16 protein-coding genes are annotated in these 19,842 nt (G+C 67.3%); 8 read left to right on the top strand and 8 right to left on the bottom strand.

Going from position 1 to position 19,842, the window contains the following annotated elements; genetic code table 11:
• Positions 1-51: 51 nt before the first annotated feature.
• Complete coding sequence (recO, locus tag LJF27_RS28650) at positions 52-753, top strand: DNA repair protein RecO (RefSeq protein ID WP_003101972.1); 702 nt, start codon at positions 52-54, stop codon at positions 751-753.
• Positions 746-1,492 carry a pyridoxine 5'-phosphate synthase gene (gene pdxJ, locus LJF27_RS28645; RefSeq protein WP_003101974.1) on the top strand — a complete coding sequence of 249 codons (747 nt, stop codon included), beginning with the start codon at positions 746-748 and terminating at the stop codon, positions 1,490-1,492. Before recO ends, pdxJ begins: the two co-directional genes overlap by 8 nt.
• Positions 1,493-1,582: 90 nt before the next feature.
• Here pdxJ and cmoB read toward each other — a convergent pair whose 3' ends face one another.
• The 6 genes from cmoB to lon form a co-directional block, all read right to left on the bottom strand.
• Complete coding sequence (cmoB, locus tag LJF27_RS28640; protein WP_003085573.1) at positions 1,583-2,551, bottom strand: tRNA 5-methoxyuridine(34)/uridine 5-oxyacetic acid(34) synthase CmoB; 969 nt, start codon at positions 2,549-2,551, stop codon at positions 1,583-1,585.
• On the bottom strand, positions 2,548-3,288 hold the full coding sequence (gene cmoA, locus LJF27_RS28635; RefSeq protein ID WP_003123029.1) for a carboxy-S-adenosyl-L-methionine synthase CmoA: 741 nt from the start codon (positions 3,286-3,288) through the stop codon (positions 2,548-2,550). The genes cmoB and cmoA overlap by 4 nt, the downstream gene beginning before the upstream one ends.
• 104 nt (positions 3,289-3,392) lie before the next feature.
• Positions 3,393-3,965, bottom strand: coding sequence for a hypothetical protein (locus LJF27_RS28630; protein WP_003085577.1), 573 nt, complete (start codon positions 3,963-3,965; stop codon positions 3,393-3,395).
• Positions 3,966-4,096: 131 nt separating this feature from the next.
• Positions 4,097-4,849 (bottom strand): substrate-binding periplasmic protein, encoded by a 753-nt coding sequence (locus tag LJF27_RS28625; protein ID WP_023086588.1) that lies wholly within the window; start codon positions 4,847-4,849, stop codon positions 4,097-4,099.
• Between the two features lie 98 nt (positions 4,850-4,947).
• Complete coding sequence (locus tag LJF27_RS28620; protein WP_003085581.1) at positions 4,948-5,352, bottom strand: protease inhibitor I42 family protein; 405 nt, start codon at positions 5,350-5,352, stop codon at positions 4,948-4,950.
• A gap of 110 nt (positions 5,353-5,462) precedes the next feature.
• A complete protein-coding gene (gene lon, locus LJF27_RS28615) occupies positions 5,463-7,862 on the bottom strand; it encodes an endopeptidase La (RefSeq protein WP_003101982.1) in 2,400 nt (799 codons plus the stop codon).
• A gap of 190 nt (positions 7,863-8,052) precedes the next feature.
• Here lon and LJF27_RS28610 point away from each other — a divergent pair, with 190 nt between their 5' ends.
• The gene (locus LJF27_RS28610; protein ID WP_003085585.1) at positions 8,053-8,805 is read left to right on the top strand and encodes an AraC family transcriptional regulator; all 753 of its coding nucleotides are present in this window, start codon (positions 8,053-8,055) and stop codon (positions 8,803-8,805) included.
• A 121-nt stretch (positions 8,806-8,926) separates the two neighbouring features.
• Here LJF27_RS28610 and LJF27_RS28605 read toward each other — a convergent pair whose 3' ends face one another.
• Positions 8,927-10,990: a TonB-dependent receptor gene (locus LJF27_RS28605; RefSeq protein WP_003101985.1), complete on the bottom strand. Its 2,064-nt coding sequence runs from the start codon at positions 10,988-10,990 to the stop codon at positions 8,927-8,929.
• A gap of 463 nt (positions 10,991-11,453) precedes the next feature.
• Between LJF27_RS28605 and putA the strand changes: the two genes are divergently transcribed.
• On the top strand, positions 11,454-14,636 hold the full coding sequence (gene putA, locus LJF27_RS28600) for a bifunctional proline dehydrogenase/L-glutamate gamma-semialdehyde dehydrogenase PutA (RefSeq protein WP_003085590.1): 3,183 nt from the start codon (positions 11,454-11,456) through the stop codon (positions 14,634-14,636).
• 311 nt (positions 14,637-14,947) lie between these two features.
• Positions 14,948-16,468 (top strand): sodium/proline symporter PutP, encoded by a 1,521-nt coding sequence (gene putP / locus LJF27_RS28595; RefSeq protein ID WP_003103073.1) that lies wholly within the window; start codon positions 14,948-14,950, stop codon positions 16,466-16,468.
• Between the two features lie 144 nt (positions 16,469-16,612).
• On the opposite strand, the gene LJF27_RS28590 is transcribed toward putP, so the two are convergent.
• Positions 16,613-17,542 carry a LysR substrate-binding domain-containing protein gene (locus LJF27_RS28590; RefSeq protein WP_003123025.1) on the bottom strand — a complete coding sequence of 310 codons (930 nt, stop codon included), beginning with the start codon at positions 17,540-17,542 and terminating at the stop codon, positions 16,613-16,615.
• Positions 17,543-17,668: 126 nt separating this feature from the next.
• Here LJF27_RS28590 and azoR1 point away from each other — a divergent pair, with 126 nt between their 5' ends.
• Genes azoR1 through LJF27_RS28575 form a run of 3 tightly spaced genes read left to right on the top strand, consistent with a single transcriptional unit; the run spans position 17,669 to position 19,838 of the window.
• Positions 17,669-18,307 carry an FMN-dependent NADH-azoreductase AzoR1 gene (azoR1, locus tag LJF27_RS28585; protein WP_023116718.1) on the top strand — a complete coding sequence of 213 codons (639 nt, stop codon included), beginning with the start codon at positions 17,669-17,671 and terminating at the stop codon, positions 18,305-18,307.
• 9 nt (positions 18,308-18,316) lie between these two features.
• Positions 18,317-18,622 (top strand): DMT family transporter, encoded by a 306-nt coding sequence (locus LJF27_RS28580; protein ID WP_003103070.1) that lies wholly within the window; start codon positions 18,317-18,319, stop codon positions 18,620-18,622.
• 55 nt (positions 18,623-18,677) lie between these two features.
• Positions 18,678-19,838, top strand: coding sequence for an AAA family ATPase (locus LJF27_RS28575; protein ID WP_003123024.1), 1,161 nt, complete (start codon positions 18,678-18,680; stop codon positions 19,836-19,838).
• Positions 19,839-19,842: the final 4 nt, after the last annotated feature.

The raw sequence follows: 19,842 nt of genomic DNA, 5'->3' as shown, positions 1-19,842 counted from the left end.
GCAGCCCGGCGCCAGCCGGGCGCCATCCCTCTCGCGCCCGGTCGACCCGCCATGTCCTTCGCCGCCGCCCAAGCCACCTACGTGCTGCATAGCCGGCCGTACAAGGAAACCAGCGCCCTGGTGGACTTCTTCACCCCGCTGGGTCGCCTGCGCGCGGTCCTGCGCGGCGCCCGCGGCAAGGCTGGCGCCCTGGCGCGGCCATTCGTGCCGCTGGAAGCGGAGTGGCGCGGGCGCGGCGAACTGAAGACCGTGGCCCGCCTGGAAAGCGCCGGTGTTCCCAACCTGCTCAATGGCCAGGCGCTGTTCAGCGGTCTCTACCTCAACGAGCTGTTGATCCGCCTGTTGCCGGCGGAAGACCCGCAGCCGGAAATCTTCGCCCACTACGCCGCGACCCTGCCGCTGCTGGCGGCGGGGCGCCCCATCGAACCGCTGCTGCGCGCGTTCGAATGGCGCCTGCTGGAGCAACTGGGCTATGGTTTCGCTCTCGATGTCGACATCGATGGGCGCCCGATCGAGCCGCAGGCGTTGTACCAGCTTTTGCCAGAGGCCGGCCTGGAGCCGGTGGCGCAACTGCAACCCGGGCTGTTCCAGGGCTCCGAACTGTTATCCATGGCCGACGCCGACTGGAGCGCCCCCGGCGCCCTGGCGGCGGCCAAGCGCCTGATGCGCCAGGCGCTCGCTCCCCATCTGGGCGGCCGGCCGCTGGTCAGCCGCGAGCTGTTCATGAACCGTAAGGAGTCACCCCGTGACTGAAGCCACTCGAATTCTGCTCGGCGTGAACATCGATCACGTCGCCACCCTGCGCCAGGCCCGGGGCACCCGCTATCCGGACCCGGTGAAGGCCGCCCTGGACGCCGAGGAAGCCGGCGCCGACGGTATCACCGTGCACCTGCGCGAGGACCGCCGGCATATCCAGGAACGCGACGTGCGGGTGCTCAAGGAAGTGCTGCAGACGCGGATGAACTTCGAGATGGGGGTCACCGAGGAAATGCTCGCCTTCGCCGAGGAGATCCGGCCGGCGCATAGCTGCCTGGTCCCCGAGCGCCGCGAGGAACTGACCACCGAGGGCGGCCTCGACGTCGCCGGCCAGGAACAGCGCATCCGCGACGCGGTGCGACGCCTGGCTGCGGTGGGCAGCGAAGTGTCGCTGTTCATCGATCCCGATCCGCGGCAGATCGAGGCCTCCGCCCGGGTCGGCGCGCCGGCTATCGAACTGCATACCGGTCGCTACGCCGACGCCGAAGACCCCGAGGAGCAGGCCCGCGAGCTGCAGCGGGTACGCGAGGGCGTGGCCCTCGGGCGTTCCCTCGGCCTGATCGTCAACGCCGGGCATGGCCTGCACTACCACAATGTCGAGCCGGTCGCGGCCATCGACGGCATCAACGAGCTGAACATCGGCCACGCCATCGTCGCCCACGCCCTGTTCGTCGGCTTCAGGCAGGCGGTGGCCGAGATGAAAGCGCTGATGCTGGCCGCGGCGACCAAGCGCTGAGGCAATCGCGCCCCGCTTCCCGTCGACCTGCGGGGCGGATGAAAGCATGAAAAAAAGCCCATCCGAGGATGGGCTTTTCCCTATTCGCTGTCAGGGCTTGCGCGCCACCAGCGTGGCGCGCATCGGTGCCGGCAGGCCTTCGACGGTTCGCGAACGGTCCTGCGGATCGAGGAATTCCGGCAGCGACTGGAAACGCATCCATTCGGTGGAGCGTTGTTCCTCGACGCTGGTCAGGCTGACGTCGACGCAGCGCGCGTCGGCGAACCCGGCGCGGCGCAGCCAGAGCTCCAGGGCTGCCACCGAGGGCAGGAACCAGACGTTGCGCATCTGCGCGTAGCGGTCCTCGGGCACCAGCACGGTGCTGGCGTCGCCTTCCACCACCAGGGTCTCCAGGACCAGTTCGCCGCCGCGCTTCAGGCAGTCCTTGAGCGCCAGCAGGTGGTCGATGGGCGAGCGACGGTGATAGAGCACGCCCATGGAGAATACCGTGTCGAAGCCTTCGAGCTTCTCCGGCAGGTCTTCCAGGGCCAGCGGCAGGTGCCAGGCCGGCAGCTCCGGCAGGTAGCGCTTGGCGGCGAGGAACTGGCAGAGGAACAGCCAGTTCGGATCGACCCCGACCACGCTTTCCGCGCCGGCGCCGAGCATGCGCCACTGGTAGTAGCCGTTGCCGCAGCCGACGTCGAGGACGCGTTTGCCACGCAGTTCGACATGTGGCGAGACACGCTCCCATTTCCAGTCGGAACGCCATTCGGTATCGACCTGTACGCCGAAGAAGTCGAACGGCCCCTTGCGCCAGGGAATCAGCCCTTGCAGCGCTTCCTTCACCTGCGCTTGTAGCGCCGCATCGTGGTCGCTGTGCAGGGCGAAGCGCTGGGCCAGTTCGACCTTCGGCGCGGGCACCTGGGGCAGGCGCTGGACCGCGCTCCACCAACGGGCCAGGTCGCCGTGGCCTTCCTCGATGCGCGCGGCGATCTGCGCGGGCAGGCTGGTCGCCCAGCCGTACAGCGGAGAGCCGGCGAGGTGTCGCTGGAGGGCGTCGAGGGCGAGGTGCTGGATCATGGCAGGGCGATCATCGAGGCGAAGTTGAGACACTGGAACCATTGGCTGACCCGGCTGAAGCCGGCGGCCAGGAGCCGTTCACGGTGTTCCTCGAAGGTGTCGGGGAGCATGACGTTTTCCAGCGCGCTGCGCTTCTGCGCGATCTCCAGCTCGCTGTAGCCGTTGGCACGCTTGAAGGCGATGTGCAGGTCGGTGAGCAGCGCGTGCTCCTGCGCATCGGCGAAGCGCAGTTTCTCCGAGAGGATCAGCGCGCCGCCGGGCAGCAGTGCCTGGCGGATCCTGCGCAGCAGGCCGAGGCGCTGGTCGGGGGCGACGAACTGCAGGGTGAAGTTCATCGCCACCAGCGAGGTGGGTTGCAGGTCCAGGGCGAGAATGTCGGCCTCGATCAGCTCGACCGGCAGCAGCTCCTGGTACATGGCGTCCTGGGCATGCAGGTATTCACTGCAGCGCTCGATCATCGCGTGCGAGTTGTCCACCCCGATCACCCGGCAGCCGTCGTTGCGGACGTGGCGGCGCAACGACTGGGTGACCGCGCCGAGCGAGCAGCCTAGGTCGTAGAGCACGCTGTTCGGCTGGGCGAACTGCGCGCCGAGTACGCCGATGTTCTCGACGATGGTGGGGTAGCCCGGCACGGAGCGCTTGATCATGTCGGGGAACACGCGCACCACGTCTTCGTTGAACACGAAGTCGGCGACACGTTGCTGGGGTTGGGCGAACAGGCGATCGGACTCGCTCACGCGGGTGACCTCGGGCATCACGGCTTTTCAGGGGGCCGAATTGTAGCCGAGGGATGAGCGTCGCCCAACTGCGCGGCGACGATTCACCCATGCGCGCAGGCGAATCACCTGAGCTTGTCGGAGAAGTACTCTCCCGCGCCCTGCAGCGGACCCAGCGGGTTCTTCTTGTCTTCCAGGCGATGGATGTTCGGTTCGCCGTTGCTGACCTTGTGCACCAGCACGTCGTTGACGAAGACGAACACCGCCTTGAACGACCAGCCCTGCAACTCCCGTTTCTTGCGGAAGTTGAACACGTCCGCCCAGAAGCTGCCGACCCGCTGGGTGTCGGTCTTGCTGAAATCGAAGGCGTAGCCGATGCAACGGTCCTTCGCTTCCAGGCATTGCACCAGGCCGCCCGGCAGGTAATCGATGGGGATGTTCGGCTGGATGAACATGAGCCGCACGTCGATGAACGACAGCATGCGGCCGTTGCCCTGGGTCAATGGATCGAAACCCAGCCCGAACAGCTGCGAACGGGTCGTGCTGCCGGGTTGCGCCTGGGAATAGCGCAGTTCGGCATCGAGGTAGTCGACGAAGGGGGATTGGACTTCCGCTCGTTCGCTGGGCAGCAGGCTGCCGCAGGAGGAAACGAAGACAGTGGATGCCCAGAGCAGTGAGTAACGAAGAGCGGTGCCCATGACGCGCCTCCTTTCGGTGCCGTCGTAGATTGAGTAATAGACGACGCCAAAAAGGCCTGCCGGAATTTATTCAATCGGCTGAAAGCAGCGTGGTTGCTGGTCTGGCGGCGGATTTCCGGCGGCCCGGAAAGTCATTCGAAAGAAAGCCTATAGCGCTCGCCGAGGACCTTCAGGGTGCCTTCGCGACGCAGTTGGCGCAGCCCTTCGTCGAGTTCCGCGAGACGCGCGTCGACCTCCGGCAGGTGCGGACTGAGGCCGACGTGCAGCGGCTGCCGCCCGGGCAGTTCGCCAGCGCGGCGGACCTGTCCGGCGAGCTGCGGATGATGCTCCAGGTAGTGCTCGATGATGTCGCGGTCTTCCAATAGCACGTCGATGCGGCCGAGCAGCAGTTTCTGCAGGTTGCGCGGCAGCACGCGCTCGCCGCCGAGGACCTGCAGGTGCAGGTCGTCGTCGCCGGCCTGGCTGCGCCAGGCTTCGAAGCGCGGATTGTTCACGTAGCCCTGGGCGAGGCCCAGGCGCTGGCCGAGCAGGGATGCATCGCCGGAGTAGCGCCAGTCGCTGTCGTGGCGGGTGTAGAAGGCCAGCCCGACCCAGCCGATGGGCTCGCTGCCGACCCGCAGGCCGTCGAGTCCATAGGCGCCGACCAGGCCGTCGCGATGGCCGTCGCGGACCATCTGCACGGCGCGCGGCCAGGGCAGGCTGTCGAAGTGCGGTGGCTCCCGAAGGACCTGGCTGAGCGCCTCGACCAGGTAGCCGGGCCGCTGCGGCGTGCCAGGGCACAGGTAGGGGCAGCCGTCGTCGCCTGCGAAGCGCAACGGTTCGGCCAGCGAGAGCAGAGGAGCGGCGCAGGACAGGGCGAGCAGGACGAAGGAGGCGCGGAGCATGGAGTCCTCGGGGCGACGGGGCCTGTCAGGATAGGCCAGGTCGCCACGGCGCAGGACGTCGGTCTTCGTACAGAATGTGTCCGCCGCGGGCAGCGGTTTCAGCGCACCTGGATCGCGCAGGAAAAGCTTTCCGCCGGTTCCGCGTCCTTTTCCCAGGGCCGCCGGTAGACCAGTTCCAGGCGGTCGTCGCCGCTGGCGGCGACGCGGAAGCGCCAGGTCGATTCGCCGCCGCTGCCAACCAGGCCACTGTCTTCTTCGGAATTGCTGTAGACCTCCGGGCCAAGGCGCTTGAGCACGCTGGCAGCAGGGTTGCGCAGTTCCCAGCGGAAGCCGGTGGTGGGATTGCTCGGCAGGGTCAGCACCAGTTCCTGGCCTTGCGTCAGCTTCAGCGGCGAACAGTCGTCGGCGTCGTCCAGGGTGACCACCGGCTTCTGTTGCCCGGCGCAGCCGGCCAGGACCACGATGGACAATGGCAGCAGCAGACGGGAGGGGGAAAAGGACATGCAGCGCTCCTCGGCTCGAATGGAAAGGGCGCCAGCATAAACCCTGCTGGCGCCCGAGTGCCAAGGTTGGCGCGGCGGACGGCTGAACCGGTCGGCCATCCGCCGCCGGCTCAGGCCGGGAACAGCACCTTGGCCACGTCGCCGTAGCGCTTGGCGAAATGCACGGTCAGCCCTTCCCTGAGATAGTCGGGCAACTCTTCGAAGTGGCCGCGGTTGGCTTCCGGCAGGATCAGCTCGAAGATCTTCTGCCGGCGCGCGGCGATCACCTTCTCGCGGACCCCGCCGATGGGCAGGACCTGGCCGGTCAGGGTCAGTTCGCCGGTCATCGCCACGCCTTTCTTCGGCACCTGGTTGCGCGCCAGGGAGAGCAGGGCGCTGGCCATGGTGACGCCGGCGCTGGGACCGTCCTTGGGCGTGGCACCTTCCGGCACGTGCAGGTGGACGAACGCCTGGTCGAAGAAGGTCGGGTCGCCGCCATACTTCTTCAGGTGCGAGCCGATGTAGCTATAGGCGATCTCGGCGGATTCCTTCATCACGTCGCCGAGCTGGCCGGTGAGCTTGAAGCCACGGTTCAGCGTGTGGATGCGGGTCGCCTCGATCGGCAGGGTGGCGCCGCCCATGCTGGTCCAGGCCAGCCCGGTGATCACGCCGATCCCGGAAAGCACCTGCTCGCTGCGGAACACCGGCATGCCGAGGTAGTCCTCGAGGTCCCTGGGACCGATCTTCACCTTCGACTCGGGATCCTCCAGCAGTTTGACCACCGACTTGCGCACCAGCTTGCCGAGCTGTTTCTCCAACTGGCGCACCCCGGCTTCCCGCGCATAGCCCTCGATCACCGCGCGCAGCGCGGCATCGCTGATGCTCAGGCGGCCCTTGGGTACGCCGGCCTTTTCCAACTGCTTGGGCCACAGGTGGCGCTTGGCGATGGCCAGTTTTTCCTCGGAGATGTAGCCGGACAGGCGGATCACTTCCATCCGGTCGAGGAGCGGTCCGGGGATCGAGTCGAGGGTGTTGGCGGTGCAGACGAACAGCACCTTGGACAGGTCCAGGCGCAGGTCCAGGTAGTGGTCGAGGAATTCGACGTTCTGCTCCGGGTCGAGGGTTTCCAGCAGCGCCGAGGCCGGGTCGCCCTGGTAGCTGGCGCCGAGCTTGTCGATCTCGTCGAGCATGATCACCGGGTTCATCACCTCGACTTCCTTCAATGCCTGCACCAGCTTGCCGGGCAGGGCGCCGATGTAGGTGCGGCGGTGGCCCTTGATCTCCGCCTCGTCGCGCATGCCGCCGACGCTGAAACGGTAGAACGGCCGGCCGAGGCTCTCGGCGATGGATTTGCCGATGCTGGTCTTGCCCACTCCCGGCGGGCCGACCAGGAGCACGATGGAGCCGGCGATCTCGCCCTTGAAACTACCCACGGCGAGGAACTCGAGGATGCGATCCTTGATGTCGTCGAGGCCCGCGTGATGCTTGTCGAGGACCTTGCGCGCATGCTTGAGGTCGAGCTTGTCCTTGCCGTACACGCCCCAGGGCAGGGCTGTGGCCCAGTCCAGGTAGTTGCGGGTGACGGCGTACTCGGGCGAGCCGCTCTCGAGGATCGACAGCTTGTTCAGCTCTTCGTCGATACGCTTGCGCGCCTGCTCGGGCAGCACCTTGCCTTCCAGGCGGGCGCGGAATTCGTCGGCGTCGGCGCTCTTGTCGTCCTTGGTGATGCCCAGCTCCTGCTGGATGATCTTCAACTGTTCCTTGAGGAAGAATTCGCGCTGGTGTTCGCCGATCTTGCGGTTGACCTCGGCGGACAGTTCCTTCTGCAGGCGCGCGACTTCCACCTCCTTGCGCAGCAGCGGCAAGACCTTCTCCATCCGCTTGAGGATCGGCACGGTGTCCAGCACTTCCTGCAGTTCGCCGCCGGGCGCGGTGGTCAGGGCCGCGGCGAAGTCGGTGAGTGGCGACGGGTCGTTGGGACTGAAGCGGTTCAGGTAGTTCTTCAGTTCCTCGCTGTACAGCGGATTGAGCGGCAGCAGCTCCTTGATCGCGTTGATCAGGGCCATGCCGTAGGCCTTCACTTCGTCACTGGGATCGATCGGGGTCTTCGGATAGTCCACCTCCACCATGAACGGCGGACGATGGCGCTTGATCCAGCCCCGGATACGCACCCGCGACAGGCCCTGGGCGACGAACTGCAGCTTGCCGCCCTCGCGCGAGGCATGGTGCACCCGGACCAGCGTGCCGTGCTCGGGCAGGCTGTTGACGTCGAAGTGGCGCGGGTCTTCCGGAGGATTGTCCATGAAGAACAGGGCCAGCGAATGGTGGTCGGTCTTGGCCACCAGTTCGAGGGTTTCCGCCCAGGGTTCTTCGTTGACGATCACCGGCAGCACCTGCGCCGGGAAGAACGGGCGGTTGTGGATCGGGATCACGTAGAGGGTGGTCGGCAGGGTCTGGCCGGGCAGCACCAGGCCGGTGCCGGCGGGCTGCGCGTCGCTGATGTGTTCGGGATTAACGTCCTGGTCGCTCATGAGGCACCTGACTGACTGAAACATGAGAGTCTAGATGGGGCCCCGGGGGCGGGTTTCAATCCCTGTCCGTTCAAGGATGTTGCCGAAGGTTTCCACGCAGCACGCGGTACGCGGGTACCACTTGCGGCAAGGTGCTGGGCAGCGTCGGGCAAGTCGAGTAGAGTGCGCAAAAATTGAGCAGTTGCCGTTCATGTTCGACACCCGCCTCATCCGTCTGCCCGACCAGTCGCACACCCACGCCCACGAGCATCACCAACTGGTGATGTCGCTGGCCGGGCGCGCCGAATTCGAGGTCAACGGCTGTGGCGGGGAAGTCTGCCGGATGCGCGCCTGCCTGGTGCCGGGCGAGGCGGGCCACGTGTTCGCCGGGGTGGGCGACAACCGCATGCTGATCATCGACCTGGGCGAGGACAACCCGACCCCGGAAGACCCCGACCTGCTCGCGCGCCTGTTCGAGGCGCCGCGCTACCCGACCCTGGACGCCGACTTCCAGAACCTGCTCAGCTACGCCGGCGCCGAACTGGCCCGCTACGGCAGCGACCCGCTGCTGACCCGTGCCCTCGGCGGAGTGCTGATCCGCGCCCTGCACCTGCGCCTGTTCGGCGAGCAGCAGCCCCTGGCGGCCAGCGGGCCGCTCGACCTGGAGCGCCTGGACGCGCATATCGTGCGGAACCTGGCGCGGCGCATCACGGTCGCCGAACTGGCCCAGGTCGCCTGTCTCAGCCCGAGCCATTTCCACGCGCAGTTCAAGGACAGCGTCGGCCTGACCCCGCACCAGTACCTGCTCAAGGTCCGCCTCGACTGCGCCGCGCGGTTGCTGCGGGAAAGCCGACTGCCTCTGGTGCGGATCGCCGAGGAATGCGGCTTCTCCAGCCAGAGCGCGCTGACCACGGCGATGCGCCGCTACCTGGGGCTGACGCCGAAGTCGCTGCGCAAGGGCTGAGCGTCATCTGCCACCTTCGGCGGATAACCGCAGGCGGTTATTCGCCCTACCGGCAGGAGTCCATATACGGATAACGGCGCGGACGTCATCCGCCGAGCGAATTCGTCCCGCACGGCCTGTCTCAGAACGCCACCTTCACCCCCGCCTCGATGCCGCGTCCCGCCGCCGGCACCCGGTCGCGCAGGATCGAACTGGCGTAGCGCACGGTCTGGTTGGTCAGGTTGGTGCCCTTGACGAAGGCCAGCCAGCGGCTCTCGCCGAGGTCGAAGTTGTAGCCGAGGCTGGCGCCGAGGGTGGTGTAGCCGTCGGTGGAGAGTTCTTCCTCCGGCACGCGGTGCTGCGAGGCGGCGTGTTCGACGTCGACCCGCGCCTGCCACTGCTGCAACTCCCAGATCAGCGCGGTGTTCAGGCGCAGCGGGGCGATGCGTGGCAGCGGTTCGCCGGTGTCCTTGTTCTTGGCGCGGGTGTAGTCCCCGGAGAGTTCCAGGTCGAAGTTGCCGTACGGGCTTTCCAGCAGGTGGATGCGGTCCTGCGCCTCGACGCCGTAGAAGTCCGCGCGAACGCCGCTGTAGAGGTATTCCGGCAGCGCCTCGTCATCGCCGGCGGCGACCACTTCGCCTTCCTCGTTGCGATGGCGACCGCTGGCGAGCAGGCCGATGTAGTTGGAGAAGCGGCTGTAGAACACCCCGACGCTGCCCTTGTGCACGCCGTTGTCGAAGCGCAGGGCGAGGTCGGTGGAGACCGCCTTTTCCTTGTCCGCGTCGGCATCGCCTACCTCGTAGGTGCCGGTGGCGGCGTGCGGACCGTTGGCGTACAGCTCGTAGAAGGTCGGGGCGCGCTCGGTGTAGCTGAGGGTGGCGGCCAGCGACCAGATCGGCGTCAGCTTGTACACCGCGCCGGTGGACAGGCTGCCGGTGGTGAAGCTCTGCGAACCGTCGTTCTCGGCGAAGCGCTCGTTGCCCTTGGCGTCGGGGTCCACGCGGGTGTGCTCCAGGCGGGCGCCGAAGCTGAGGTCGAGGCGGTCGCTGAGCTTCCATTCCTCCAGGGCGAACAGCGCGGCGCTGTCGGTTTCCGTGTGCGGCACGAAGGCTTCCTCGCCGAGGGCGGAGAAGCGGCTGTTGGCGAACTGCGCGCCGACCACCCCGTTCAGCGGGCCGAGCGGGCGGTGGCGGGCCTCGATGCGGCCTTCGTAGCCTTCGTTCTTGAAGGTGGTGCCGGTCTCGCCGTCCTCGATTTCCTTGTGCTCGTACTTGGTATAGGCGGCGTCCAGCTTCAGCGAGGTGAACGGGCCTTCGAGGTCGCGGATCTCGGAGGCGAAGGCGTAGCGGTCCTGCTGCATCTTCAGGCGCACGTCGTCCTCGGCCGGCGAGCCATAGTTGCTGTCGTAGCCGCTGTAGGAGAGGCCGGCGTAACCGTGCTCCCAGTGATAGGAGCCACCGACGGCGCCGCCGTCCTGGCGGCCGTCGCTGTTCTGCACCCGATGCTTGCCGGTGTCGCCGTCGATCTGCCGCTGGCGGCTGGAATGGGCGTAGCCGGGAATCCTGACGTCGTTGAACTCGCGGCTGGCGGCGTCCACGTGCAGGGCGAAGTTGCCGTCGCCGGCCTCCAGTGCGCCGGAGCGGCTACGGGTGGTGTCGGCGCCGCCGTAGCGCAGTTCGCCGCTGCCGTGGATGCCGTCGACGGGTTCGCTGGGGATGCGGTTGTCGAAGCTGTTCACCACCCCGCCGATGGCATTGCCGCCGTAGAGCAGGGCGGCCGGGCCGCGTACCACTTCCAGGCGCTCGACGCTGTTGGGGTCTTCCGGCACCGCGTGGTCGTAGGACAGCGACGAGGCGTCGAGCGCACCGACGCCGTTGCGCAGCAGGCGGATGCGATCACCGTCCATGCCGCGGATCACCGGTCGGCTGGCGCCCGGTCCGAAGTAGGTGGAGGACACCCCGGGCAGGCCGTTGAGGGTTTCGCCGAGGCTGCCTTTCTGTCGCAGGGTCAGCTCGTCGCCTTCGAGCACGCTGCTGGGCGTGGCGGGAGATTCGTTGCCCAGCGGGTTGGCGGTGATCACCTGGGAGGGCAATTCGCTGGGGCGGCCGTCGGCGCCGAGCGTTTCCCCCGAAACGATCAGGCAGGCCAGCGCCAGTGGCGTGAGAGGCCAGAGCGGACGGGAAGGGAAAAGGCCGGAAGAGGACATTGCGGGCTCCATGGTCATGGGTCGGACTTTTTTCAGGCCAAAGCGAACCCAGGCCCTTCCCGGAGGAAGGGCGACGGGGTCGGATCGGCGTATTTATTGGGATGTTATATTATTTCTTTTTGTGTCGGTAGACCCGCGTAGCCACTCTGCATGGCGTCGTGCCGACGTGCAGCGGCAATGTCCGCATGCCTGCCGGCGAAGAGGAACGGGAAAGTTCCGCAGCCAGGAGTTTTCCGCAAAAACTCCAGAGTCTTTCGCAAGAATCGCCCCTCTCGCAGCCACTACATTCCGCTATCCGCTGGTGCCTCGCGCCGGCGGAATGGGCCTGACCCATACTGATCCGTATTCCCGCGCCACAGGACGTGCCGCGCCGCCGGTACAACCCCCCGGCGGCGGTGCCCCGGGCAATGGACGCCTGGCCGGACTTCTTTCAATAACAATGGCTCCACAAGAGGAGGGCGTGATGTTCAAAGCCAGTCACGTCTTGCAGGGCGAGGACCAGACCCGGTCCGCAGCCGAATTCTTCCCTGTCATCAGCGCCAACTACGCGGTCGACGAGGAAGCCTACCTGGGCGAACTGCTGCAGCTCGCCGACCCCGGTCCCGACGGCATCGAGGCTATCCGCCGCAACGCCCGCGCACTGATCGAAACCGTGCGCAGCCGGGACAACGCCGTCGATACCCTCGACGCACTCCTGCGCCAATACAGCCTGGACACCCAGGAAGGCCTGATGCTGATGTGTCTGGCCGAGGCGCTGTTGCGTGTGCCTGACGCGGCGACCGCCGACGCGCTGATCCGCGACAAGCTGTCCGCCGCCGACTGGCAGCGCCATCTCGGCCAGAGCGACAACGTTCTGGTCAATTTCGCCGCCTGGGGCCTGGTGATGACCGGCAAGGTGGTGAACATCGACGAACGCACCGACGGCCGCGCCCCGAGCGTCATCAGCCGGCTGGTGCAGCGCTCTGGCGAACCGGTGATCCGCGCCGCGATGAACCAGGCGATGAAGCTGATGGGCAAGCAGTTCGTGCTTGGCCGGACCATCTCCGAAGCGCTGAAGAACGGTCGTCCATGCCGCGAGCAGGGCTACACCTATTCCTTCGACATGCTCGGCGAGGCCGCGCTGACCGCCGCCGACGCCGAGAAATACATGGCCGACTACCGCCAGGCCATCGACACCGTCGGCGCCGAGCCGCAGGTCGGTCCGGGGCCGCGGCCGTCGATCTCGATCAAGCTCTCGGCGCTGCATCCGCGCTACGAAGTGGCGCAACGCGAGCGGGTGCTCAGCGAGCTGTTCGCCAATGTCCTGGAACTGGCGGTGCGCGCGCGCAAGCTGAACGTCGGCATCACCATCGACGCCGAGGAAGCCGATCGCCTGGAGCTGTCCCTCGAACTCTACGAGAAGCTGATGCGCGACCCGGCCATTGCCGGCTGGGGCGAGTTCGGCCTGGTCATCCAGGCCTACTCCAAGCGCTGCCTGCCGGTGCTGGTATGGCTGACCCTGCTCGGCCGCGAGCTTGGCGCACGCATCCCGCTGCGCCTGGTGAAGGGTGCCTACTGGGACAGCGAGATCAAGCAGTGCCAGGTGCAGGGCGCCGATGGCTACCCCGTCTACACCCGCAAGGAAGGCACCGACACTTCCTACCTGGCCTGCGCCCGCTACCTGCTCAGCGAGCACACCCGCGGGGTGATCTACCCGCAGTTCGCCAGCCACAACGCCCACACCGTGACCGCCATCCTCGCCCTGGCCGACGAAGCCAGGGCCGCCGGCGGCGAGGAGCGCGACTTCGAGTTCCAGCGCCTGCACGGCATGGGCGACGCGCTGTACGACACGGTGATCGAGAAGTACCGCCGCAACGTGCGCATCTACGCCCCGGTCGGCGCGCACAAGGACCTGCTGCCGTACCTGGTCCGGCGCCTGCTGGAGAACGGCGCCAACTCTTCCTTCGTGCACAAGCTGGTGGACCCGCGCGTGCCGGTGGAGACGCTGATCCAGCACCCGGTTACCCAACTGCGCCAGTTCAAGACGCTGGCCAACGACCGTATCCCTCTGCCCCAGGCGATCTTCGGCGCCGGGCGGAAAAACTCCCAGGGCATCAACATGAACATCCAGAACCAGTGGAACGAGCTGGAGCTCGCCTACAAGCCGCACCTGACCCGCCAGTGGCAAGCCGCGCCGATCGTCAACGGCGAGAAGCTCTCCGGCCCGGCCCACGAAGTGCGTTGCCCGTACGACCTGGAGAGGCTGGTCGGCAGCGTCCAGTACGCGTCCGCCGAGCAGGCCGGCAAGGCCCTCGACGTGTTGCAGGCGGCCTGGCCGCGCTGGAGCGCCACCCCGGTGGACGAGCGTGCCGGCATCCTCGAGCGTCTCGCCGACCTGCTGGAAGCCCAGCGCGGCGAGCTGATGGCGCTGTGCACCCTGGAAGCCGGCAAGTCGTTGCAGGACGGTATCGACGAGATCCGCGAGGCGGTCGACTTCTGCCGCTACTACGCCCAGCAGGCCCGCCAGCGCCTGGTCCGCGAGGAACTGCGCGGCCCGACCGGCGAGCGCAACGAGCTGTTCTACGAAGGCCGCGGCATCTTCGCCTGCGTCAGCCCGTGGAACTTCCCGCTGGCGATCTTCCTCGGCCAGATCAGCGCCGCGCTGGTGGCCGGCAACACTGTGCTGGCCAAGCCGGCCGAGCAGACCAGCCTGATCGCCGCGCGCACCGTCGAACTGATGTTCGAAGCAGGCCTGCCGAAGGACGTTATCGCCCTGCTGCCGGGCGACGGCGCCACCCTCGGCGGCGTGTTCTGCCGTGACGCGCGGGTCGCCGGGGTGGCCTTCACCGGCTCCACCGACACCGCCCGCATCATCAACCGCCAACTGGCCGAGAAGCCCGGCGCCATCGCCACCCTGATCGCCGAGACCGGCGGGCAGAACGCGATGATCGTCGATTCCACCGCTTTGCCGGAACAGGTGATCAAGGATGCGGTACAATCCGCGTTCACCAGCGCCGGCCAGCGCTGCTCCGCGCTGCGCGTGATGTACGTGCAGCAGGACATCGCCGAGCGGGTGATCGAGTTGCTCAAGGGCGCCATGGCCGAGCTGAAGGTCGGCCCGACCGACGTGCGCGTCAGCGACGTCGGCCCGGTGATCGACGCCGAGGCCAAGGCCGGCCTGGAGCAGCACATCGCCGCGCTGAAGGCCGCCGGCAAGCTGATCGCCGAGACCAAGGTGCCGGGCAACCTGAACGGTCACTTCGTCGCTCCCGTCGCGTTCGAGATCAGCGGCATCGACGAGCTGAAGAAAGAGAACTTCGGCCCGGTGCTGCACGTGGTGCGTTATGCCGCGCAGGACCTGGAAAAGGTCGTGCAGGCGATAAACGCCACCGGTTTCGGCCTGACCATGGGGGTCCATAGCCGCAACGAGGAAACCGCCCGTCGCATCGAAGAGCTGGCGCGGGTCGGCAACCTCTACATCAACCGCAACCAGATCGGCGCGGTGGTGGGCGTGCAACCGTTCGGCGGCCACGGGCTGTCCGGCACCGGTCCCAAGGCCGGCGGGCCGAACTACCTGCTGCGTTTCGTCAGCGAGCGCACCACGTCGGTGAACACCACCGCGGTGGGCGGCAACGCGTCGCTGCTGTCGCTGGCCGACGCCGAGTGATACTCCGTTCCCGGGCGCCTTGGCGCCCGGGTCGGTTTCCGGGGTTCGCCGCAGCGAACGCCAAGGGAAATGACCGCCGTTCCGGTGCGTGCCCGGAACGGACCATAAAGGACGATTTTCCCTGCCCGACAGGGGAGGGATCGTGAGGCGTGGGCCTGTTCGGACTCGTTTGAGGCCACCCACGTTTCCGGCTTGCTCCGGCAAGCGCTCACGGAGTGACGCCACAAGCGCCATTCTGCCAACCAAGGGCCCGCTACCCGTTGCTTGCACACGCAAGGGCCCGGATAAAAACAAGCAATAGGGGAGTCCCTATGAGTGTCAATACGCCCACGCTGATCACCTTCGTGATCTACATCGCGGCCATGGTCCTGATCGGCCTGGCGGCATATCGCTCCACCAACAACTTCTCCGACTACATCCTCGGTGGCCGCAGCCTCGGCAGCTTCGTCACGGCGCTGTCCGCCGGCGCCTCCGACATGAGCGGCTGGCTGCTGATGGGCCTGCCCGGCGCGGTGTACCTGTCCGGCCTGTCCGAAAGCTGGATCGCCATCGGCCTGATCGTCGGCGCCTACCTCAACTGGCTGTTCGTCGCCGGCCGCCTGCGGGTGCAGACCGAGCACAACGGCAACGCGCTGACCCTGCCCGACTACTTCACCAACCGCTTCGAGGACAACAGCCGCCTGCTGCGGATCTTCTCGGCCCTGGTGATCCTGGTGTTCTTCACCATCTACTGCGCTTCCGGCATCGTCGCCGGTGCGCGCCTGTTCGAGAGCACCTTCGGCCTCTCCTACGAGACCGCGCTGTGGGCCGGCGCCGCGGCGACCATCGCCTACACCTTCATCGGTGGCTTCCTCGCGGTGAGCTGGACCGACACCGTGCAGGCCTCGCTGATGATCTTCGCGCTGATCCTCACCCCGGTGATCGTGATGCTCGCCACCGGCGGCGTCGAGCCGACCTTCACCGCCATCGAGCTGAAGGACGCGACCAGCTTCGACATGCTCAAGGGCGCCTCCTTCATCGGCGTGATCTCGCTGATGGCCTGGGGCCTGGGCTACTTCGGCCAGCCGCACATCCTGGCGCGCTTCATGGCCGCCGACTCGGTGAAATCGATCCCTGCCGCGCGCCGCATCTCCATGACCTGGATGATCCTCTGCCTCGGTGGCGCCGTGGCCGTGGGCTTCTTCGGCATCGCCTACTTCCAGGCGCATCCGGAGCAGGCCGGCGCGGTCAGCGAGAACCCCGAGCGGGTATTCATCGAGCTGGCCAAGATCCTGTTCAACCCGTGGATCGCCGGCGTGTTGCTGTCCGCCATCCTCGCCGCGGTCATGAGCACCCTGAGCTGCCAGCTGCTGGTCTGCTCCTCGGCGCTCACCGAGGACTTCTACAAGGCCTTCCTGCGCAAGGGCGCCAGCCAGCTGGAACTGGTCTGGGTCGGTCGCGCCATGGTGCTGCTGGTGGCGGTGATCGCCATCTGGCTGGCCTCCAACCCGGAAAACCGCGTGCTCGGCCTGGTGTCCTATGCCTGGGCCGGCTTCGGCGCCGCCTTCGGCCCGCTGGTGCTGTTCTCCCTGCTGTGGAAGCGGATGACCCGCAACGGCGCGCTGGCCGGCATGATCGTCGGCGCGGCGACGGTGATCCTGTGGAAGAACCTGTTGGGCTGGACCGGCCTGTACGAGATCATCCCCGGCTTCCTCTTCGCCAGCGTCGCCATCGTCGTCTTCAGCCTGCTCGGCAAGGCTCCTTCGACGAGCATGCTCAAGCGCTTCGACGATGCGGAGCAGGAGTACCGCGAGGCGCACCAGGGTTCCGCCGCTCCGGTAACCCAGCGCTGATCGAGCCTGCGGGCGGGTAAAGCGCCCGCGCATGGAGACGGCCCGCCCCGCAAGGTGCGGGCCGTCGTTTTGTCCGGCGGCTGCTGCGCCTCTCCGCGCAGGACGGATAACGGCAGCCGCGTTGTCCCTGTCCCGCCGCGCCGCTCAGGCGTCCCGCTCCAGCCGGCAAGCGTGCCCCGACTGTCGTGCCTCCAGCCTCAGCCATTCGAAGAATGCCTTCACCGGCGGATGACGTTCCCGTCCGGGCACGCATAGCGCGCTGTAGCCGGCGCCGTCGACACTGATATCCGCTCTGTAGGGTTGCAGCAGGCCGCTGGCGACGCTTTCCGAAACCAGGATCGAACTGGCCAGCACCAGTCCCTGGCCGGCGATGGCCGCCTGCAGGGCATAGTGCTCCTCGTCGTACTGGCGGATCACCGGCTGGCCCTCCATCCAGTCTTCGCCGGCCTGCGCGCACCAGGCCTCCCAGCCGTGGGCGTAGAGCCTGGAGTTGTGCCAGCGCACGCTGATCAGGGTCGGCTGCCGTTCTGCGGCCAGGGCGACCTGGGCCGGCGAGCCGTAGACCGCGAAGCATTCGTCGAACAGGCAGAGACCGTAGAAGTTCGGATGGTCGTCGAGGCTGTAGCGGATCACCAGGTCGATGCTGGCGTCCTGGTGCAGGTCGAGGACTTCGCAGTTGGTGTCCAGGCGCAGGTTGATCTGCGGGTGCGCGGCGTAGAAGCGGCCGAGACGCGGCACCAGCCAGAGGGCGGCGAAGGCCGGGGTGGTGGAGACCGTCAGGTTGCCTACGCTGCGCTGCGGACGCAGCGTGTCGACGCTCTGCGAAATTTCCAGCAGGGCCCCGTGCAGGCTGCGGAACAGCCGTTCGCCGCAGTCGGTCAGGCGCACTTTCCGTGGCAGGCGCTGGAACAGCGGAACGCCGAGCCAGGCTTCCAGCGAACGGATCTGGTGGGAAACCGCGGTTGGCGTTACCGCAAGCTCCTCGGCGGCGGCCTTGAAGCTCGACTGGCGGGCCGCCGATTCGAAGGTGCGCAACGCGGTCAGCGGCAGGGAAGCGAACATTGGAATCTCCATGGGTGAACTGAATTCACCCTGAACAACTATTGCTCATTTGTCGGGAACCCCCGCTGCCAATAATTTCTGGCTCCAGGAGAAGGGCCTTGAGGCCATTCGAGTCTAGCCGAATCCACGGAGATACAGATGAGTAGAATTCTTGCAGTGCATGCCAGTCCGCGAGGCGAGCGCTCGCAGTCCCGGCGTCTCGCCGAGGTTTTCCTGGCGGCCTATCGCGAAGCCCATCCGCAGGCCCGCGTGGCGCGCCGCGAAGTCGGCCGGGTACCGCTTCCGGCGGTCACCGAGGCCTTCGTCGCCGCCGCCTTCCATCCCCAGCCGGAACAGCGTTCGCTGGCGATGCAGGCCGACCTGGCGCTGAGCGACCAACTGGTCGGCGAACTGTTCGACAGCGACCTGCTGGTGATCTCCACGCCGATGTACAACTTCAGCGTGCCCAGCGGCCTGAAGGCCTGGATCGACCAGATCGTGCGCCTCCGGGTGACCTTCGATTTCGTCCTCGACAATGGCGTCGCCCAGTACCGGCCGCTGCTGCGTGGCAAGCGTGCGCTGATCGTCACCAGTCGCGGTGGCCATGGCTTCGGCCCGGGCGGCGAGAACCAGGCGATGAACCACGCCGATCCCTGGTTGCGCACCGCGCTGGGTTTCATCGGCATCGACGAGGTCACGGTGGTCGCGGCGGAAGGCGAGGAATCCGGCGGCTGGTCCTTCGAGGACTCCTGCGCCGAGGCGGAACAGCGCCTGCTGGCGCTGGCGCGGTCGGCCTGAGGAGCCGCCATGGCCTGGTTCCATCTGCTGGTGGCGGCGGCCTTCGAGGTCGCCTTCGCCATGGGCATGAAGTTCTCCAACGGCTTCGGCAGACTCTGGCCGTCGTTGCTGACGGTGGTCGCGGCGATCGGCGGGATCTATTTCCTGACCCTGGCGCTGCGCGAGTTGCCGGTCAGCGTCGCCTATCCGATCTGGACCGCGATCGGCTCGCTGGGCACGGTGTTCCTCGGCGTCCTGCTGCTTGGCGAGAGCCTGACGGCGGTGAAGCTGGTTTCTGTCGGGTTGATCGTCGCCGGGGTGGCCGGGCTCAAGTAAGCGATGCGGCATTTGGCCTACAATCGGCCGCGTTTCCGTTCCTTCGAGAGCAGCCATGCTGACCACCCTGGCGGTGTCCAACTACCGCACCCTGCGCGACCTGGTGATGCCGCTGCGGCGCCTGAACCTGATCACCGGCGCCAACGGCGCCGGCAAGTCCAACGTCTACCGGGCCTTGCGCCTGCTGGCGGACAGCGCGCGCGGCGAAGTGATCCCGTCGCTGGCGCGCGAGGGCGGCCTGCCATCGACCCTGTGGGCGGGACCGGAGGACATCAGCCGGGCCATGCGCAGTGGCGCCCAGCCGATCGAAGGCAGCGTGCGCCGGCAGTCGGTGAACCTGCGCCTGGGCTTCGCCGGGGAGGATTTCGGTTATTGCATCGACCTCGGCCTGCCGGAGCCAAGCCAGAGCAAGTTCGGTCTCGACCCGGTGATCAAGCGCGAATGCATCTGGGCCGGCCCGTTCCTGCGCCCGGCCAATGTCCTCGTCGACCGTCGCGGGCCGTTGTTGCGCGCACGCGGCGGCGGTCGCTGGGAAGTGGCGGCGCAGCACCTCGCCACCTTCGACAGCATGCTGGGCGCGGCGGTGGACCCGCGACAGGTGCCGGAACTGCTCGGCCTGCGCGAGCGGATCCGCTCCTGGCGCTTCTACGACCATTTCCGCAGCGACGCCGAGGCACCGGCGCGGCGGCCGCAGATCGGCACCCATACGCCGGTGCTGGGCGCCGACGGCGCCGACCTGGCCGCGGCCCTGCAGACCATCCGCGAGATCGGTGATGCGGCGGCGCTGGACGAGGCGGTGGACGATGCCTTTCCCGGCAGCCGCCTGCACATCGACAACCCGGGAGGGCGCTTCGAAGTGCTGATCGAGCAGCCCGGCCTGCTGCGGCCGCTGCGCACCGCGGAGCTGTCGGACGGCACCCTGCGCTACCTGCTGTGGATCGCCGCCCTGTTGTCGCCGCGGCCGCCGGCGCTGCTGGTGCTCAACGAACCGGAAACCAGCCTGCATCCCGACCTGCTGCCGGCCCTCGGGCGCCTGGTCGGCCAGGCCGCGCAGCACTCCCAGGTGCTGGTGGTGTCGCACGCCGCGCGGCTTGTCGCGACGCTCGAAGAGCACCCGGAATGCCATTCGCTGGGGCTGGAGAAGGACTTCGGCGAGACCCGCATCCAGGGGCTGCGCGAGCTGGACCGACCGGCCTGGTACTGGCCGGTGCGCTGAACCG

Origin of the sequence: Pseudomonas sp. 203-8, from assembly GCF_020708595.1 — a bacterium.
Taxonomy (GTDB): domain Bacteria; phylum Pseudomonadota; class Gammaproteobacteria; order Pseudomonadales; family Pseudomonadaceae; genus Pseudomonas; species Pseudomonas aeruginosa.
Note: the sequence above shows the minus strand (reverse complement) of the source record. Positions and strands in the feature narration are given on the sequence as shown.

Excerpts from the sequence above, each read along its gene's own strand:
- LJF27_RS28590 (WP_003123025.1), bottom strand. The coding sequence starts at position 17,542 with ATGGAGATTCCAATGTTCGCTTCCCTGCCGCTGACCGCGTTGCGCACC.
- putP (WP_003103073.1), top strand. The coding sequence starts at position 14,948 with ATGAGTGTCAATACGCCCACGCTGATCACCTTCGTGATCTACATCGCG.
- recO (WP_003101972.1), top strand. The coding sequence starts at position 52 with ATGTCCTTCGCCGCCGCCCAAGCCACCTACGTGCTGCATAGCCGGCCG.
- LJF27_RS28580 (WP_003103070.1), top strand. The coding sequence starts at position 18,317 with ATGGCCTGGTTCCATCTGCTGGTGGCGGCGGCCTTCGAGGTCGCCTTC.
- LJF27_RS28630 (WP_003085577.1), bottom strand. The coding sequence starts at position 3,965 with ATGGGCACCGCTCTTCGTTACTCACTGCTCTGGGCATCCACTGTCTTC.
- LJF27_RS28620 (WP_003085581.1), bottom strand. The coding sequence starts at position 5,352 with ATGTCCTTTTCCCCCTCCCGTCTGCTGCTGCCATTGTCCATCGTGGTC.
- LJF27_RS28610 (WP_003085585.1), top strand. The coding sequence starts at position 8,053 with ATGTTCGACACCCGCCTCATCCGTCTGCCCGACCAGTCGCACACCCAC.
- putA (WP_003085590.1), top strand. The coding sequence starts at position 11,454 with ATGTTCAAAGCCAGTCACGTCTTGCAGGGCGAGGACCAGACCCGGTCC.
- lon (WP_003101982.1), bottom strand. The coding sequence starts at position 7,862 with ATGAGCGACCAGGACGTTAATCCCGAACACATCAGCGACGCGCAGCCC.
- LJF27_RS28575 (WP_003123024.1), top strand. The coding sequence starts at position 18,678 with ATGCTGACCACCCTGGCGGTGTCCAACTACCGCACCCTGCGCGACCTG.
- azoR1 (WP_023116718.1), top strand. The coding sequence starts at position 17,669 with ATGAGTAGAATTCTTGCAGTGCATGCCAGTCCGCGAGGCGAGCGCTCG.
- LJF27_RS28605 (WP_003101985.1), bottom strand. The coding sequence starts at position 10,990 with ATGTCCTCTTCCGGCCTTTTCCCTTCCCGTCCGCTCTGGCCTCTCACG.
- cmoB (WP_003085573.1), bottom strand. The coding sequence starts at position 2,551 with ATGATCCAGCACCTCGCCCTCGACGCCCTCCAGCGACACCTCGCCGGC.
- LJF27_RS28625 (WP_023086588.1), bottom strand. The coding sequence starts at position 4,849 with ATGCTCCGCGCCTCCTTCGTCCTGCTCGCCCTGTCCTGCGCCGCTCCT.